The sequence below is a fragment of the Microbacterium lemovicicum genome (assembly GCF_003991875.1).
In the GTDB taxonomy this organism is placed as follows: domain Bacteria; phylum Actinomycetota; class Actinomycetes; order Actinomycetales; family Microbacteriaceae; genus Microbacterium; species Microbacterium lemovicicum.
On record NZ_CP031423.1, the window covers coordinates 2,365,659 to 2,380,765 of the forward strand.

16 protein-coding genes are annotated in these 15,107 nt (G+C 72.7%); 4 read left to right on the forward strand and 12 right to left on the reverse strand.

The genetic code is table 11. The features are described 5' to 3' along the window. Positions 1 to 57: 57 nt before the first annotated feature. The 4 genes from rlmB to CVS47_RS11105 are packed head-to-tail and all read right to left on the reverse strand — an operon-like array spanning position 58 to position 4,139. On the reverse strand, positions 58 to 1,050 hold the full coding sequence (gene rlmB, locus CVS47_RS11090) for a 23S rRNA (guanosine(2251)-2'-O)-methyltransferase RlmB (RefSeq protein WP_127096133.1): 993 nt from the start codon (positions 1,048 to 1,050) through the stop codon (positions 58 to 60). Next, on the reverse strand, positions 1,040 to 2,461 hold the full coding sequence (gene cysS, locus CVS47_RS11095) for a cysteine--tRNA ligase (protein WP_127096134.1): 1,422 nt from the start codon (positions 2,459 to 2,461) through the stop codon (positions 1,040 to 1,042). Before cysS ends, rlmB begins: the two co-directional genes overlap by 11 nt. A gap of 9 nt (positions 2,462 to 2,470) precedes the next feature. Further along, positions 2,471 to 3,235: a GntR family transcriptional regulator gene (locus CVS47_RS11100; protein ID WP_127096135.1), complete on the reverse strand. Its 765-nt coding sequence runs from the start codon at positions 3,233 to 3,235 to the stop codon at positions 2,471 to 2,473. Next, positions 3,216 to 4,139: a DMT family transporter gene (locus CVS47_RS11105; RefSeq protein ID WP_241240125.1), complete on the reverse strand. Its 924-nt coding sequence runs from the start codon at positions 4,137 to 4,139 to the stop codon at positions 3,216 to 3,218. Before CVS47_RS11105 ends, CVS47_RS11100 begins: the two co-directional genes overlap by 20 nt. A gap of 537 nt (positions 4,140 to 4,676) precedes the next feature. Between CVS47_RS11105 and CVS47_RS11110 the strand changes: the two genes are divergently transcribed. After that, a complete protein-coding gene (locus tag CVS47_RS11110) occupies positions 4,677 to 5,144 on the forward strand; it encodes a GNAT family N-acetyltransferase (protein ID WP_241240126.1) in 468 nt (155 codons plus the stop codon). Here the strand turns inward: CVS47_RS11110 and ispD are convergent. After that, positions 5,141 to 6,349, reverse strand: coding sequence for a 2-C-methyl-D-erythritol 4-phosphate cytidylyltransferase (gene ispD / locus CVS47_RS11115; protein WP_127096137.1), 1,209 nt, complete (start codon positions 6,347 to 6,349; stop codon positions 5,141 to 5,143). The genes CVS47_RS11110 and ispD overlap by 4 nt on opposite strands. Positions 6,350 to 6,398: 49 nt before the next feature. Beyond that, positions 6,399 to 6,881 carry a CarD family transcriptional regulator gene (locus CVS47_RS11120; RefSeq protein WP_127096138.1) on the reverse strand — a complete coding sequence of 161 codons (483 nt, stop codon included), beginning with the start codon at positions 6,879 to 6,881 and terminating at the stop codon, positions 6,399 to 6,401. Between the two features lie 146 nt (positions 6,882 to 7,027). Between CVS47_RS11120 and CVS47_RS11125 the strand changes: the two genes are divergently transcribed. Further along, positions 7,028 to 7,516 (forward strand): DNA modification methylase, encoded by a 489-nt coding sequence (locus CVS47_RS11125; RefSeq protein WP_127096139.1) that lies wholly within the window; start codon positions 7,028 to 7,030, stop codon positions 7,514 to 7,516. 137 nt (positions 7,517 to 7,653) lie between these two features. Here the strand turns inward: CVS47_RS11125 and CVS47_RS11130 are convergent, their stop codons facing one another. Together CVS47_RS11130 and CVS47_RS11135 are read right to left on the reverse strand one after the other, a co-directional pair. Continuing rightward, positions 7,654 to 8,337, reverse strand: a complete 684-nt coding sequence (locus tag CVS47_RS11130) for a response regulator transcription factor (RefSeq protein WP_127096140.1) — start codon at positions 8,335 to 8,337, stop codon at positions 7,654 to 7,656. Continuing rightward, positions 8,334 to 9,584, reverse strand: a complete 1,251-nt coding sequence (locus CVS47_RS11135) for a sensor histidine kinase (protein ID WP_127096141.1) — start codon at positions 9,582 to 9,584, stop codon at positions 8,334 to 8,336. Before CVS47_RS11135 ends, CVS47_RS11130 begins: the two co-directional genes overlap by 4 nt. A gap of 179 nt (positions 9,585 to 9,763) precedes the next feature. Between CVS47_RS11135 and phoU the strand changes: the two genes are divergently transcribed. Further along, positions 9,764 to 10,441 (forward strand): phosphate signaling complex protein PhoU, encoded by a 678-nt coding sequence (phoU, locus tag CVS47_RS11140; protein ID WP_127096142.1) that lies wholly within the window; start codon positions 9,764 to 9,766, stop codon positions 10,439 to 10,441. 64 nt (positions 10,442 to 10,505) lie between these two features. Here the strand turns inward: phoU and CVS47_RS11145 are convergent, their stop codons facing one another. Further along, the gene (locus tag CVS47_RS11145) at positions 10,506 to 11,255 is read right to left on the reverse strand and encodes a phosphoglyceromutase (RefSeq protein ID WP_127096143.1); all 750 of its coding nucleotides are present in this window, start codon (positions 11,253 to 11,255) and stop codon (positions 10,506 to 10,508) included. 78 nt (positions 11,256 to 11,333) lie between these two features. Between CVS47_RS11145 and CVS47_RS11150 the strand changes: the two genes are divergently transcribed. Next, the gene (locus CVS47_RS11150) at positions 11,334 to 12,158 is read left to right on the forward strand and encodes a class I SAM-dependent methyltransferase (protein WP_127096144.1); all 825 of its coding nucleotides are present in this window, start codon (positions 11,334 to 11,336) and stop codon (positions 12,156 to 12,158) included. A 16-nt stretch (positions 12,159 to 12,174) separates the two neighbouring features. Here CVS47_RS11150 and CVS47_RS11155 read toward each other — a convergent pair whose 3' ends face one another. Genes CVS47_RS11155 through CVS47_RS11165 form a run of 3 tightly spaced genes read right to left on the reverse strand, consistent with a single transcriptional unit; the run spans position 12,175 to position 15,036 of the window. Further along, positions 12,175 to 13,287, reverse strand: a complete 1,113-nt coding sequence (locus CVS47_RS11155) for an FUSC family protein (RefSeq protein ID WP_127096145.1) — start codon at positions 13,285 to 13,287, stop codon at positions 12,175 to 12,177. 19 nt (positions 13,288 to 13,306) lie between these two features. After that, a complete protein-coding gene (gene ygfZ, locus CVS47_RS11160; protein WP_127096146.1) occupies positions 13,307 to 14,428 on the reverse strand; it encodes a CAF17-like 4Fe-4S cluster assembly/insertion protein YgfZ in 1,122 nt (373 codons plus the stop codon). Further along, positions 14,428 to 15,036, reverse strand: coding sequence for a nitrobindin family protein (locus CVS47_RS11165; RefSeq protein ID WP_127096147.1), 609 nt, complete (start codon positions 15,034 to 15,036; stop codon positions 14,428 to 14,430). Before CVS47_RS11165 ends, ygfZ begins: the two co-directional genes overlap by 1 nt. Between the last annotated feature and the right edge of the window lie 71 nt (positions 15,037 to 15,107).

The following is a 15,107-nucleotide window of genomic DNA, read 5'->3' on the forward strand; positions in this document are numbered from 1 at the left end:
ACGTCTGCGCCTGGTCGTTCACAAGTGCGGGGTGGGCCGGGGCATTCCCGGCCCGGCTCATTCCGACGCGGAGCGCGTGACCGACACCTGGTACAGGGCGACGGATGCGGCGATGCCGGCGTTTAGCGACTCGGTCGCCGCTTCGATCGGGATCGACACGACCTGGTCGCACGTCTCGGTGACGAGACGGGAGAGCCCCTTGCCCTCCGACCCGATCACGATGACCACAGGGCGGTCGGCGAGCTGCAGCGCCGGGAGCGACACGTCTCCCCCGCCGTCGAGGCCCAGGACGAAGACGCCCTGACGCTTGAAGTCCTTGAGCGTCGTGGTCAGATTCGGCGCGATGGCGACCGGCACCCGGGCCGCGGCACCGGCACTCGTCTTCCACGCGGCGCTGTTGACGCTCGCGGAGCGACGCTGCGGCAGAATCACGCCGTGCCCGCCGAACGCGCCGGTCGAGCGGATGATCGCGCCGAGGTTGCGGGGATCGGTGATCCCGTCCAGCGCGACGAACAGCGGCAGTTCCTTGCGGTCGAGCACCTGCTCGAGCAGGTCGTGCGGGTGCGCGTACTCGTACGGCGGCACCTTGATGGCGACGCCCTGGTGCACGCCGTCGAAGCCGGCCATGCGATCGAGCTCGGGGCGCGTGACCTCGAGGACCGGGATGCCGCGGTGCGTCGCGATGGAGAGCATCTCCTTGACGCGGTCATCCATCTCCACCCGCTGCGCGATGTAGAACGCCGTCGCGGGGATCTTGGCCCGCAGAGCCTCGAGCACCGAGTTGCGGCCGGTGACGGTCTCGGTGTCGTCGTCCTTCTTCGCCGCGCGAGGTCGCGACTGCGGCTGACCACCGGGCTTGCCGCGACCACCGGCCGCCGCGTAGCGCTCGGCGGCGGCCTTGCGCTTGCCTGCCGGGTGCCAGGCGCGATCCTCCGCCTTCGGCGTCGGCCCGCGGCCCTCGAGCGCCTGGCGGCCGTTGCCGCCGGAGCCCTTCAGCGGACCCTTCTTCTTGCCCTTGTTGGCGCCTGCGCGCGGCGGCTTACCTGCCATCGAAACTCCAATGCGTTGCGTCAGGGGTGTCTTCCAGAACGATGCCGGCCGCGGTCAGCGCGTCGCGCACACGGTCGGCGCTCGCCCAGTCCTTGTCGGCGCGCGCCTGCGCGCGCTGACCGATCATGGTCTGCACGAGCGTGTCGAGTGCGGCGCTCTCGGGGCTGTCGGACGATGCGCGCCACTGCGGATCGAGCGGATTGATCCCGAGGATGCCGACCATGCGGCCGACCTCGATCGACGCGCGGGCGGCGCCGTCGTGGTCGCCCTCGTCGAGGGCGGAGTTGCCGGCGCGGACGGTGTCGTGGATGACGGCGAGCGCCTGCGGCACTCCGAGATCGTCGTCCATGGCGTCCGCGAAAGCCTCGGGCAGCGGGGCGACCGTGAGCCAGGAGGCGGTGCCCAGCATCCGCTCGGCTCTCTCGAGGAAGGTGCGGATGCGCTCGAGGGCCGACTCGGCCTCGTCGAAGGCCCGGTCGGTGATGTCGAGGCTCGAGCGGTAGTGGGCCGCGCCGAGGGCGTAGCGGACGACGAGCGGATCGCGGCCGCGCAGGGCGTCGTCCGCGAGCACGAAGTTGCCGAGCGACTTCGACATCTTCTGGCCGTCGACGGTGACGAGTCCGTTGTGCACCCAGTACCGCGCGAAGGCGTCGCCGGCCGCCGTGGACTGAGCCAGCTCGTTCTCGTGGTGCGGGAAGCGCAGGTCGAGGCCGCCTCCGTGGATGTCGAACTCGGCGCCGAGATAGCGCCGCGACATGGCGGAGCACTCGATGTGCCAGCCCGGGCGCCCGGCGCCCCAGGGCGACGTCCAGGTCGCCGACGACGGCTCCCCGGGCTTCGCGCGCTTCCAGAGGGCGAAGTCGCGCGGATCCCGCTTGCCCCGCGGGTCGGCGTCGGCGGCGGGCTCCATCGCGTCGAGCGACTGGTGCGTGAGGGAGCCGTAGGCGCGCCAGGAGCGCACGTCGAAGTAGACGTCACCCGCGGCATCCGATTCCCCATCGGCGGCGTAGGCGTGTCCTGCCTCGATGAGGCGTTCGATGAGCTCGAGCATCTGCGGGATCGACGCGGTCGCCCGCGGCTCGTACGTCGGGGGGAGGATGCCGATGGCGGAGTATGCGCGCGTGAAGGCCAGCTCCATGCGGTAGGCGAGAGCCCACCAGGGCTCGGTCTCGGTCGCGTTGGCGAGCACCTTGTCGTCGATGTCGGTGACGTTGCGCACGAAGGTGACGCGGCCGAAGCGGTGGGCGAGCCAGCGGCGGAGGATGTCGAAGCTCAGCGCTCCGCGGAGGTGTCCGATGTGCGGACCGGACTGCACGGTCGGACCGCAGACGTAGACCGACACGTCGCCGGGCTCGCGCGGCACGAACTCCCGAGCGGCCTGGGCCTGGGTGTCGTACAGCCGGAGGGTCACGCCTTCAGCCTACCGGCCGCCCCTGTGCGGCACCGGGAGGGGCTCTGGCCGGTCATCGCTGCTCTCACCGCTTCTCGCTGCGCGGATGAGCTGTGTCGAGTGCTCGAGGTGCGCGCGCACGGCCTCGCCGCCGTCGATCGGCAGAAGTCGGAGATAGCGGCGGTGCTCATCGGCGAGTCCGGGGGCCGCGTAGTGCGGACGCACGTGGGCGAGCAGGAGGAGGATCTCCGACTCGAGCGCGGCGTAGGCGTCCGCGATGCGGGCACTCCCCGCGGCGTTCACGATCGCGCGATGCACCGCCGCGTGCGCGCGGGTCGTCGTGATCCAGTCGCCGGCGGATTCCGCGGCGGCGAGGCGGTCGAGCGCTGCTTCTGCCTCCTCGACGACGGTCGCCGGCCAGGGGGCGCCGTGCTCGGCCGTGATGAGGCGCACCGCCTCGGTCTCGAGCGCGGCGCGAAGCTGCTGGAGTGCGACCAGCTCGTCGTCGTCGAGCGTGGCCACGCGCGTGCCGGCGAAGGCAACCGCCCGTGCGATCCGCTCCGCGGTGAGGGCGGCCAGGGCGGTGCGGACCGTGTGCCGCGAGACACCGTGGCGCCCGGCAAGCTCCTCCTCGCGCAGCGGGGTGCCCGGCGGGATCTCGCCGGCGAGGATGCGCGACCGGAGCTCATCGGCGAGGCGCGCGGCGGCGGTGGCTGCGGCGCGGCGTGTGGCTGCGGCGGCGGCTCGCGTGGCTGCGGCGGCTCGATCGTGCCGGTCAGGTGCGGAGGGCGGCATGCGGCTCTCTCCGGCGGGCGGGGACGCTGAGGAGTGCCAGTCCCGCGGCGAGCACGACGAGGCCGATGACCGCGAGGGCGCCGAGCTGCTCCCCCAGCACGAGCACGCCCAGCAGCGTCGCCCCGAGCGGCTCGGCGAGTGTGAGGGTGGCGACGGTCGCCGGCGCGAGCACGCGGAGCCCCCAACCGAAGAGCAGGTACGCGACGGCCGTCGTCACCACGCCGAGCCAGAGGGCGAGGCTGATCCCGGCGGGCGTGAGGAGCCACCCGGGCGACGTAGCCAGCAGCACCGGGAGGCTGAAGACGGCCGCGGTGCCGAAGACGGTGCCCATGACCCGCGCCGCGCCCCACCCGCGGTCGAGGAGGAGTTTGGATGCCACGGCGTAGACCGCGTACGAAGCACCCGCGCCGCAGGACGCGAGGAGGCCGGCAGGCGCGGGCGCGCCGACTCCTCCCCCGGTCAGGCCGGTGACCAGCACGACGCCGACGAGGGCGACGGCGGTCGCCACGATCCAGCGTCTGCCGGGAGGACGGCGCCGCACGACGGCGTCGAGGACGCCGGTCACGATCGGTGCCGAGCCCAGGGCGAGCACGGTGCCGACGGCCACGCCGTTGAGCCTCGTCCCGGCGAAGAACGTCGGCTGGTACGCGAGGACCCCGAGCGCACCGACGGCCACCAGCACCCCGACGGGCACGCCGCTTCGGGCCGAGCGTGCCGCCGGTCGCTCGCGCCCGCGGGTGGCGACGAGGGCGACCACCCCGAGGATGCCGCCGCCGACCAGGATCCGCGCCGCCCCGACCGACAGCGGACTCGCGTCGACGTCGGCGAGCTGCTGCGCGGTGCCTGTCGTCGCGAAGCACAGCGCCGCGAGCAGCACCGCGGCGAAGGGCAGGAGGCGGGGCACGCTGCGATTGTTACACAATCCGCGGGTCGCCGTCGTCGGTTGCTCGGCGAGGGAGCGGGCGAGCGATTGGAATGGCGGGCGGGCGAGCGGGCGGGCGGGCGAGGGAGCGGAGCGGAGCGGCCGAGCGATAGAGGCGTCGCGCGGCCGCCCGAACCGGAGGAGATGTGCGGAACGGGAGGATGCAGCATCCCCATCGCTCCTCCGAATCGCCACATCTCCTCCCGACGTGCGCGGGCTTCCGACTCGCGCTTGCTCGCGCAGGCCCTGCGCCGCGCGGCCGCCCGAACCGGAGGAGATGTGCGGAACGGGAGGATGCAGCATCCGCATCGCTCCTCCGAATCGCCACATCTCCTCCCGACGTGCGCGGGCTTCCGACTCGCGCTTGCTCGCGCAGGCCTTTCGACGTGCGGCCGTCCGGACCGAAGGAGATGTGCGGAACGGGAGGATGCAGCATCCGCATCGCTCCTCCGGATCGCCACATCTCCTCCCGCCGCGCGCGCAACGAGCGGGGGCACCGCGCGGTGGGAGGATCGGGGCGTGACGGACGCTCTCGACATCCAGGTGGCCGACCTCTCCTCCCCTGACGTGCGGGAGCTGCTCGCTCTCCACCTCTCCGGCATGCACGACACCTCGCCGCCCGAGAGCGTGCACGCTCTGGACATCGAGGGGCTGCGGCATCCGTCGATCACCGTGTGGTCCGCCCGCATCGACGGCGAGCTCGCGGGGATCGTCGCCCTGTCGCGCCTCGGTGAGGACCGCGGCGAGATCAAGTCGATGCGCGTGCCCGACGCGTTCCTCGGCAGAGGCGTCGGCCGTGCGCTGCTGCAGCACCTCGTCGCGGCCGCCCGCACCGAAGGCCTGACCGACCTCTGGCTCGAGACCGGGTCGACGGTGGAGTTCGCGGCAGCCCGGAGCCTCTACGCGAGCGAGGGCTTCGTCGGGTGCGGACCGTTCGGCAGCTACACCGACGACCCGTTCTCGACGTACATGACGCGGAGCCTCTAGCCCGCCGGAACCACCATCGCCACCGCGAAGGCCGAGACACCGTCGCCGGTTCCGGTGAAGCCCAGCCCGTCGGTCGTCGTCGCGCTCACCGAGACGGGAGCGCCGCCGAGCGCCCGCGACAGCACCCGCTCGGACTCGACCCGGCGGGCCGCCATGCGGGGACGGTTGGCCTGCACCTGCACCGACACGTTGCCCACCCGCCAGCCGGCCTCGGCCAGCAGCTCGACGGTACGGGCGAGGAAGACGGCTGCGTGCGCTCCGGCGTACTCCGGCTTGTCGGTGCCGAAGTGCGTGCCGATGTCGCCGATCCCCGCAGCGGCCAGCAGCGCGTCGACGATCGCGTGGGCGACCGCGTCGCCGTCGGAGTGCCCCGACAGCGGCTTCTCCCCCGGCCACTCGAGTCCGGCGAGCCAGAGCACGCCGTCACCGCCGAAGCCGTGCACGTCGGTCCCGACGCCGACACGCGGCAGAACCGGTGCGGACGATGAGGCGGACACCGGATGCTGCGCCACGAGCGCCCGCGCCCGCGCGAGGTCGTCGGGGCCGGTGATCTTGAAACCGAGCGGATCGCCCGCGACGGCCGCGATGCGGCCGGCAGTGCCGGCGACGTGCGCGGCGACGACTGCCGCGTCGTCGGTGTACTCGCGATCGGCGGCGAGGTACGCGGCATCCAGCACCGCACGGTCGAAGCCCTGCGGCGTCTGCGCAGCCGCCAGCTCCGCGCGGTCGACGGGACCGATGACGTACCCGTCGGCGACGCGCTTGATCGTGTCGACCACCGGAAGCACCGGCAGCGCACCGGGCGCACCCGCGCGCACCGCGTCGATCACGCGGGCGAACACGTCGGGCGGCGTGAGCGCACGGGCGGCGTCGTGGACGAGCACGATGTCGACTTCGGCCCAGACCGCGGCGAGACCCGCCGCCACCGACGCCTGACGCGTCGCCCCGCCGGTGACGACCCGGACGAGATCGGCGTGCTCGCCGGCAGCCGCGAGGGCGTCGGTGCGCGCCGCACCCTCGTAGCCCGCGGGGGCGACGACGACCACCTGCGCCGACGCCGCGGCGAACACGCCGTCGAGTGCGGTGCGGAGCACGGTGTGCTCATCGAGGCCGACGAACGCTTTCGGCGCACCGGCGCCGAGACGCGTTCCCGAGCCTGCCGCGACGACGATGACGGCCACGGAGGGCACGGGTTCCAGGTTCACGACTCCGAGGCTAGCGCTGAGCGCCGCCGCGGAGCGCGACGAGGGGGTGTCAGCTCGCGAGGACCTCGTCGAGGACGACACCGGCGCGGTCCTCGTCGGTCTTCTCGGCCAGAGCCAGTTCGGAGATGAGGATCTGGCGCGCCTTCGCGAGCATCCGCTTCTCACCCGCGGACAGGCCGCGGTCCTGATCGCGGCGCCAGAGGTCGCGGACGACCTCGCTGACCTTGATCACGTCGCCGGAGGCCAGCTTCTCGAGGTTCGCCTTGTATCGGCGCGACCAGTTGGTCGGCTCCTCGGTGAAGGGGGCGCGCAACACGTCGAAGACGCGCTCGAGACCTTCCTTGCCGATGACGTCTCTCACGCCGACGAGGTCGACGTTGTCGGCCGGGACCTCGATGGTCAGGTCGCCCTGAGTGACACGGAGCTTGAGGTAGATCTTCTCCTCGCCCCTGATCATCCGGGTCTTGACCTCGGAGATGGTGGCCGCGCCATGGTGCGGATAGACGACTGTTTCGCCAACCTCAAAAAGCATGCAGTTATGTCCTTTCGGCAACCACCAGGATACCACAGGCCGCATACGCTAAGGTTCGCCCGGTGCGCCCCGCGCGCGCCTGCGGGCGGGCCTCCACACCCCATAGACTGAGGGGCACAGCCGTCCGTTCTTTCTCTGGAGGACCCGTGAAATCGCGCCTCATCGCGTCCGTCGCCCTGGGGGCCGCCGTCCTTCTCGGATCGACCGGCTGCAGCCTGATCTCGCCGCAGGCGACGCTCATCCAGTACGCCCCCTCCGACGGTGTCGAGGTGATGGGCACGGGCGCCCTCAAGGTGCGCAACGTCCTCGTCGTCGCGAACGAGGCCGGCACCGCCGGCAACCTCGTGGCGGCCATCGTGAACGAGTCGGACGAGCCGCAGACGCTCGACATCGACGTCGACAACGGCACGATCACCGACTCCATCCGCGTCCCCGCGAACTCGACGGTCAGCCTCGGCACGGCCGAGGACGAGCCGCTCCTGCTCGAGGGCATCGACGCGCAGCCCGGTTCGCTGCTGCCGATCTACTTCACCTCCGGCGACCAGGGCTCGCTCGCCCAGGTGCCGGTGCTCGACAACACGCTCGAGTACCTGCGCGACCTCGCGCCGACCCCGACGCCCAGCGCCACCCGCTGACCCGCGCACGCGCTGACGGGCGCACGAGTCGGCCCGCACGCGCTGCCCCGCACGCACGCTGATCCGCACAGGGTCCGGCCCGCACGCATGCCGACCGGCGCACGCCGCCCGGCGCGCACGAGTCGGCCGCCGTTGCCTCAGCCCTCGAAGCGGTAGCCGAGCCCGCGCACGGTGACGAGCATCGTCGGCTCGCTCGGGTTGGTCTCGATGCGCGAGCGGATGCGCTTGATGTGCACGTCGAGCGTCTTGGTGTCGCCGAAGTAGTCGGTCCCCCACACGCGGTCGATGAGCTGGCCGCGGGTCAGCACGCGGCCGGCGTTGCGCATCAGCACCTCGAGCAGCTCGAACTCCTTGAGCGGCATCCCGATCTCGCGGCCGTCCACCGCGACGGTGTGCCGGTCGATGTCGACCGTCACGCGCCCGCCCGTGAGCACGCGCTCGTCGAGGTCGTTGTCCAGCTGCACGAGGCGGCGCAGCACCGCGCGCATGCGGGCGAGCAGCTCTCGCGCGGAGTACGGCTTGGTGACGTAGTCGTCGGCGCCCAGCTCGAGCCCCACGACGATGTCGACCTCGGAGTCCTTCGCCGTCAGCATGATGATCGGCACGGCCGAGGCGACGCGGATCTGCCGGCACACCTCGGTACCCGGCATCCCGGGCAGCATGAGGTCGAGCAGCACGATGTCGGCACCGCGCTCGCGGAACGCGGTGAGGGCGGACGGGCCGTCCTCGGCGATCTCGACGTCGTAGCCCTCGCGGCGCAGCAGGTAGGCGAGCGGGTCGGCCAGATCCGGCTCGTCCTCGACGATCAGGACGCGGGTCATGGGGTGTCTCCGTTCGGGACGTCGGTTCCGGATGCCGCGGGTGCGGTCACCGGAGTGCGGGCGGCCTTGGCGGCCACCGGCTTCTTCTTGCGCGTGGGCTTCTTCGGACGTGACTGGTCTTCGGGCGCCTCGACGAGGGGCAGTCGGATGGTGAAGGTGGAACCGCGTCCCGGGCGCGACCAGAGCCGCACCTCTCCCCCGTGCCGCTGCACGGCGTACTTGACGATCGACAGGCCGAGCCCCGTGCCGCCGGTGCGTCGCGAGCGCGCCTGATCGGCGCGGTAGAACCGCTCGAAGATGCGCTGCTGATCGGCCTCGGAGATGCCGATGCCGCGGTCGGTCACGGCGATCTCGACGACGTCGCCGACGGCCCGCACGCCGATGCCGACGCTCGAGCCGGCCGGCGAGTACGCGATGGCGTTCGCCAGCAGATTGCCGACCGCTTCGCTGAGCACCTGCATGTCGCCCTGCACGTACAGGCGACGGTCGCCGCCGCGCTGCACCTCGACGCGCGCGGAGTCGGCCTGCAGCGCATGGGCGTCCATCGCGGAGGCGACGACCTCGTCGACGGAGACGCGGCGGTTCTCGTTGAGCTCGTCGGCGGCCTGCAGTCGGGACAGGCTCATGATGCGGGAGGTGAGGCCCGCGAGGCGGTTGGCCTCCGCGCCGAGACGGACGGCGAAATGGCGCACCTGGTCGGGGTCGTCGGCGGCGGACTCGATCGCCTCGGCGAGGAGCAGGACCGCGCCGACGGGGGTCTTCAGCTCGTGGGAGGTGTTGGCGACGAAGTCGCGGCGCATCTCCTCCACCCGCTCGCGCTCGGTGATGTCGCGGAAGATCAGGAGCGTGAGGCGCTCGGAGATGCGGGTCGCGCGGGCGGCGACGAGCCGCGGCTCGGCCGGCGCGGCTCCGCGTCGCAGACGCATGGTCTCCGTGGCGGCCAGGTGCCCGCCACGCGCCGAACGCGCCAGCGCGCGCAGCTCGTCGCTGCGCAGAGCCTCGCCCTCCAGCATCCCGAACGCACCGGCCTGCGCCGATGCGGCCAGCACGGTGCCCGAGGTGTCGACGACGACGGCGCCGTCATCCATGCTGTGCAGCACCTCGCGCACGCCGTCGGGGATCTCCAGCGAGGTGGCGACGCGCAGGCGGTCGCGGGCCCGCAGAGCGAGGACGACGACGGCCGACACGAATGCCCCGAACGCGGCGCCGACGAGAAGGGCGAGCAGCAGGAGCTGCATCGTATCCATCCCTCCACAGTAATCCGCGGAGCGGGCCGCCCACGGCTCGGACGGCCCGCACGCGGGAGGACCCGGGTACTATTCACCGCGGCGGCACCAGCCGTTAACCTTCGCTGGCGATGATCGCCCCGGCGAGAATCGTCGTCGCGGCATGCCCGGAAACGCCGCGGATCAGGAGAGGTGCTCAGATGCGCGAAGTATTCCACCAGTCACTCGAGGACGTTCAGGCTCGGCTCGTCGAGATCTCCGAGCTCGTCACCATCGCCATCGACAAGGCCACCCGCGCCTTCGGCAGCAGCGACATCTCCCTCGCCGAGGAGGTCATCGAGGCCGACAGCATCATCGACGACAAGGCCATCGCCCTCGACGAGCTGGCCATCGAGATCCTCGCCCGCCAGCAGCCCGTCGCCCGCGACCTGCGGATCGTCGTGACGGCTCTTCGCGTGAGCGCATCGCTGGAGCGCATGGGCGACATCGCCGAGCACATCGCGCAGCTGACCCGCATGCGCTTCCCCGAGCGCGCGATCCCCAAGGGTCTGAAGTCGACCTTCACCCGCATGGGCGAGCTCGACGTCGAGGTCGCGCGCACGCTGACCGAGCTGCTGCGCAACGAGGATCTCTCGCTCGCCGAGCTGCTGCGCAACTCCGACGACGCGATCGACGAGCTGCACATCAGCGTGTTCGAGAAGGTGCTCAGCGACAGCTGGACCGGCGAGCCGTCGGCCACGGTCGACGCGACCCTCGCGAGCCGCTACCTGGAGCGCTTCGCCGACCACGCCGTGTCGGTCTCCAAGAAGGTCGTCTACCTCGCCACCGGCGACTGGGCTCAGGACACCGACTCCGAGAGCGTCCCCGCGACGGTCTGAGCGCACGAACGCCGAAGCGGCTGTCACCGGAAGGTGGCAGCCGCTTCGGCGTCGGTGCTGAGGTCTACTTCTTGCCCTGCGAGGCGACGGCGGCCGCGCCCGCGGCGGCGGCCTCGGGGTCGAGGTAGGTGCCCGGACCCAGCGGCTCGAGGTTGTCGTCGAGGCGGTAGACGAGCGGGATGCCGGTCGGGATGTTCACCTCGGCGATGTCCGCGTCGCTGATGCCCTCGAGGTGCTTCACGAGCGCGCGCAGCGAGTTGCCGTGCGCGGTCACGAGCACGGTCTTGCCCGCCGACAGGTCGGCGGAGATGTCGCTCGCCCAGTACGGCAGCAGACGATCGATGACGATCTTCAGCGACTCGGTGCGGGGCACCTCGCCGTCGATGCCGTCGTAACGGGGGTCGCCGACCTGACTCCACTCGCTGTCGTCCGCGAGGTCGGGCGGCGGCACGTCGAACGAGCGGCGCCACAGCATGAACTGGTCCTGGCCGAACTCCTCGAGCGTCTGGGCCTTGTCCTTGCCCTGCAGCGCGCCGTAGTGACGCTCGTTGAGGCGCCACGAGCGCTTCACGGGGATCCAGAGGCGGTCGGCGGCGTCCAGGGCGATGTTCGCCGTCTGGATCGCGCGGCTCAGAACCGAGGTGTACAGCACGTCGGGGTGCAGGCCCGCCTCGGCGAGCAGCTCACCGCCGCGCTTGGCCTCGGCCTTGCCCTGGTCGGTCAGGCGGACGTCCACCCAGCCGGTGAACAGGTTCAGCTCGTTCCATTCGCTCTGGCCGTGGCGAAGGAGGATCAGCGTGTGGGGCGCACTCATGCCTCGATGATATCGAGGGGATGCCGCGCCCCGCGTCCGCTCGGCGTGCGGCGCGGGCGCACCTGGGATCATGGACGCATGGCGAGAGCGGGATCCCCCATCGGCCGCGTGACGCGAGGCACGACCGGGACGAACCGGCTCCGCCGGGTGGACCGCTGGATCGCCCGCCGCCCCGAGCTGCAGCGTGCGGCCGATCCGCTGGTGGTCGACCTCGGCTACGGCGCCAGCGGCGTCACCGCACTCGAGCTGCACGCGCGTCTCGCCCGCTCACGCCCCAAAGTCGAGGTGCGCGGGCTCGAGATCGAGCCGTCGCGGGTGGCGCGCGCCCGCGAGCAGCTCGCGGCCGTGCGCGCCGGTGAGAGCTCGTTCGCACCCGACGCGGCCGTGTCGTTCGGCATCGGCGGGTTCGAGGTGCCGCTGCCCGACGGCCGCCGCCCGGCGGTCGTCCGGGCGATGAACGTGCTGCGGCAGTACGACGAGGCCGACGTCCCGGACGCGTGGCGCCGCATGGCCGCCCGGCTCTCCCCCGGCGGACTCCTCGTCGAGGGCACCTGCGACGAGATCGGCCGTGTCTGCACGTGGGTCGCGATCGGCTCAGACGCCGCGCCGCGCACGCTCACCGTGTCGCTCCGACTGGCCGGGCTGGAGCATCCCTCGATCGCCGCCGAGCGGCTCCCGAAGGCGCTCATCCACCACAACGTCGCCGGCGAGCGCGTCCACGCCTTCCTGTCCGCGCTCGACGCGGAGTGGGAGCGCGCGGTCGCCCTCGCCCCGTTCGGACCGGTCGAGCGGTGGCGGCGCGCCCTGCAGTCGATGACGGATGCCGGCTGGCCCCTGCTCGAGCGCGCCCGCTGGCGTCTCGGCGAGACCACGGTGCCCTGGAGCGCCGTCGCTCCCGACTGACGCCTCCACGGTCGGCTCAGATGCGCGGCACGCTCGCCCGCGCCTCATCCGCCGGCATCCCGGTCGCGGTCAGCAGATCGACGGCGAGCGGCCGCAGCGCGGCGATGAGGTTGTGCTCGCCCAGCGAGGCCTCGGGCAGCAGGTCGGACGGCTCGAGCCGCCCGGCGACGGCGCGCAGCACCTCGCGCGCGATCGGCTCCTGCGAGATGTCGTGCAGCGAGTCGGCGATGAGCCGCGCACCCTGCGCGAGCTCGCCGACGACGTCGGCCGCGACCGGCCGGGGCACGCCGTCGTCGAGGAGGTACACCGCGCGGCGGGCGATGACGCGCAGGTTGCGGGTGGCCAGGTCCATCGACTGCCGGATGCGCTCCTCCCGCTCCAGCTCGGAGCGCTGGCGGCGGAGGAACGGCGAGATGCGGGCGATCGACAGCCCCGACTCCAGCGACGACCGCCATTGGTCGACGAGCGGCTGCAGGGCGCGGGCCTTCTCGAGTCCGCGGGCGCCGCGGATGCGGTCGGCGCGCCGCAGCGCCTGCGCGACGGTCGCGGCGGCGTTGTCGAAGCCGGCGAAGAGCGCCGCGCCGTCGCGGGCAGCGGCGCGGCTCGGGTTCCGCGGCACGAGAGCGGTGACCAGCAGTGCCGCGACCCCGCCGACGAGGCCGTCGGCCAGGCGGAGGAACGGCGTGTTGGCCGGGATGATCATCACGATGAGCGACTGGATGGCCGCGGCGATCGCGAAACCCGCCTGATCCGAGAGGAAGCGCGCCACGGCGAGCGTCGCGGCGAGCGCGATGGCCAGCTGCCACCAGCCCGAGCCGGCGACGAGGAGCAGCAGCTCCGCGACCAGGATGCCCACCAGCATCCCGAGCACCGTCTCCAGCACCCGCCGGGGTCGCGCGTCGCGCACGAGGCCGAGGCTCGAGACGGTGACGGTGGCGGCCAGCAGCGGTGCGGTGTGGCCCAGCACCCCGGTGGCGAACAGGTAGGCGCCGGTGGCCGCGATGACGATCTGGAGGATCGCGTTGGTCGAGCCGTAGACCCTCACAAGCCCCGGCCGGGGATCGATGCGCGCCCGCCAGCCCGTGGGGATGACCGTCGTGCCGGTCGCCGGCTCCCGCGAGCTGCTCATCGCGCCCGCGCGGAGGTCCTCATGCGCGGGTGCGCCGGCCCAGGCGGGGCAGTCGCGGCACGTTCGCCGTGGCACCCGCTTCGGGCGGCACGATCACTTCCTGCGCGGCGGCGATGGGGCCGTCCGCCCCGTCGACCAGCAGCTGCGCATCGACCGGCGTCGTGCGCTTGACCACCGCGAGCGCGATCGGGCCCTCCTCGAAGTGCAGCGCGACCGAGGTCACCGCGCCGACGACGTCGTCGCCCACGCGCACCTCCGCACCCTGCTTCGGGAGCTCCGAGCCGCTGCCGTCGAGCTGCAGAGCGACCAGGCGTCGCGGCGGATGGCCGAGGTTGTGCACCTTCGCGACGGTCTCCTGCCCGCGGTAGCAGCCCTTCTCGAGGTGCACGGCGGTGCGCATCCAGTCCAGCTCGTGAGGGATGGCACGCTCGTCCACATCCGCTGAGCGCCGGGGGCGCCAGGCGGCGATCCGCAGGGCCTCCGCGGCATCGCGGCCGGCCAGCATCCGCTCTCCGCGCACGGCCGCGTCGGCGAGTTCCGCCAGCTGCGCGCGGGGCACGACGGCCTCCGCCCAGTCGCGGTCGATGCCCGGGTGCGGCGCGGTCACCGCGTAGCCCCAGCCGCCGACCGAGACCCCGGGCCACGGATCGTGCCAGACGAGCGGGACACCCGCGGGCGATACCGCGGGGAGGGATGCCGCGGCCGCCGCCGTGCCGCCGACCACCGCGTACTCGTCGGAGGCGTCACGGGGCTGGACGCGGAGGCGGAACCGCATCCGCAGCAGCCAGGCCAGCAGCGGATCGGCATCGGAGTCGTCGACGAGCAGCCAGGTCGTCTCGCCGTCGTCGACGACGGACGCGGCGTGCTCGATGCGGCCCTGCGGGTCGAGGATGAGGAGCTCGGTGCTGACCCCGGGCTGCAGCCGGGCGAGCGCCTGCGAGGCGACGGAGTCGAGCCAGCTCAGACGGTCCTCCCCCGAGACCGCGAGCACGCGCCGGTCGGCGAGGGGGGCGACGGCGGTGCCGGCGGCGAGCGCCCGCTGCTCGCCGAGCGGGTTGCCGAGGTGGCGCAGGCCCGTCTCGTCGACCACGGCGCCGGGCACGCGGGCGAACTCGGCGTCGGGTGCGGTCGTGGCGTCCATCACTCGGCCCGCGCGAGCCGCGCGGAGGCGTGGGAGCCGAGCTCCTGCCCGAGAGCCGCGATGTCCCACGCCCAGAGCAGGTGGCCGTCGACCAGTCCGTACATGCGGGATGCCGCGGCGTAGGCCTTCGCCGACGCCGTGCGCGCCACGTGGTCGGTGCCCAGATCGATGCGCGGTCCTCGCACCTGACCGAGGTACAGCTCGCCCACTCCGTCGGAGTGCGCGAGGAGCACCTCGATGTCGAAGCCGCCCTCGGCGTTGCGGAGCGCCTCGACGTCGTCGGCGGTGCGGACGACGGCCGGCTCGGTGGCCGGCAGGAGTCCCGGGCCGGGGTCCTGCGGACCCGCGGGGCGGGCGAGGCGCCAGAAGCCGACCTCGGAGACCAGGGGTGTGCGCGTCTGCTCCTCGCCCGACCCTTCGAGGAACCAGGCATCGGCGGCGTAGCGGAGCTGAGCGCCGTGGGGCGTGAAGCTCACGCGATGCGCGAACTCACCGGTGTAGCGGGTGTCGCCCACGGTGTAGTCGATGACTCCGGTGCCCTCCCAGACGCCGATGAGCCATGACAGCGGCACCAGGTCGGCGGGGAGGTCGGTCGGCAGGTCGAACACGACGCCCCGGCTCAGCGCTGGCCGCGGAACAGGTTCTTCAGCACCACACCGGACACGAAGAAGATCGCCAG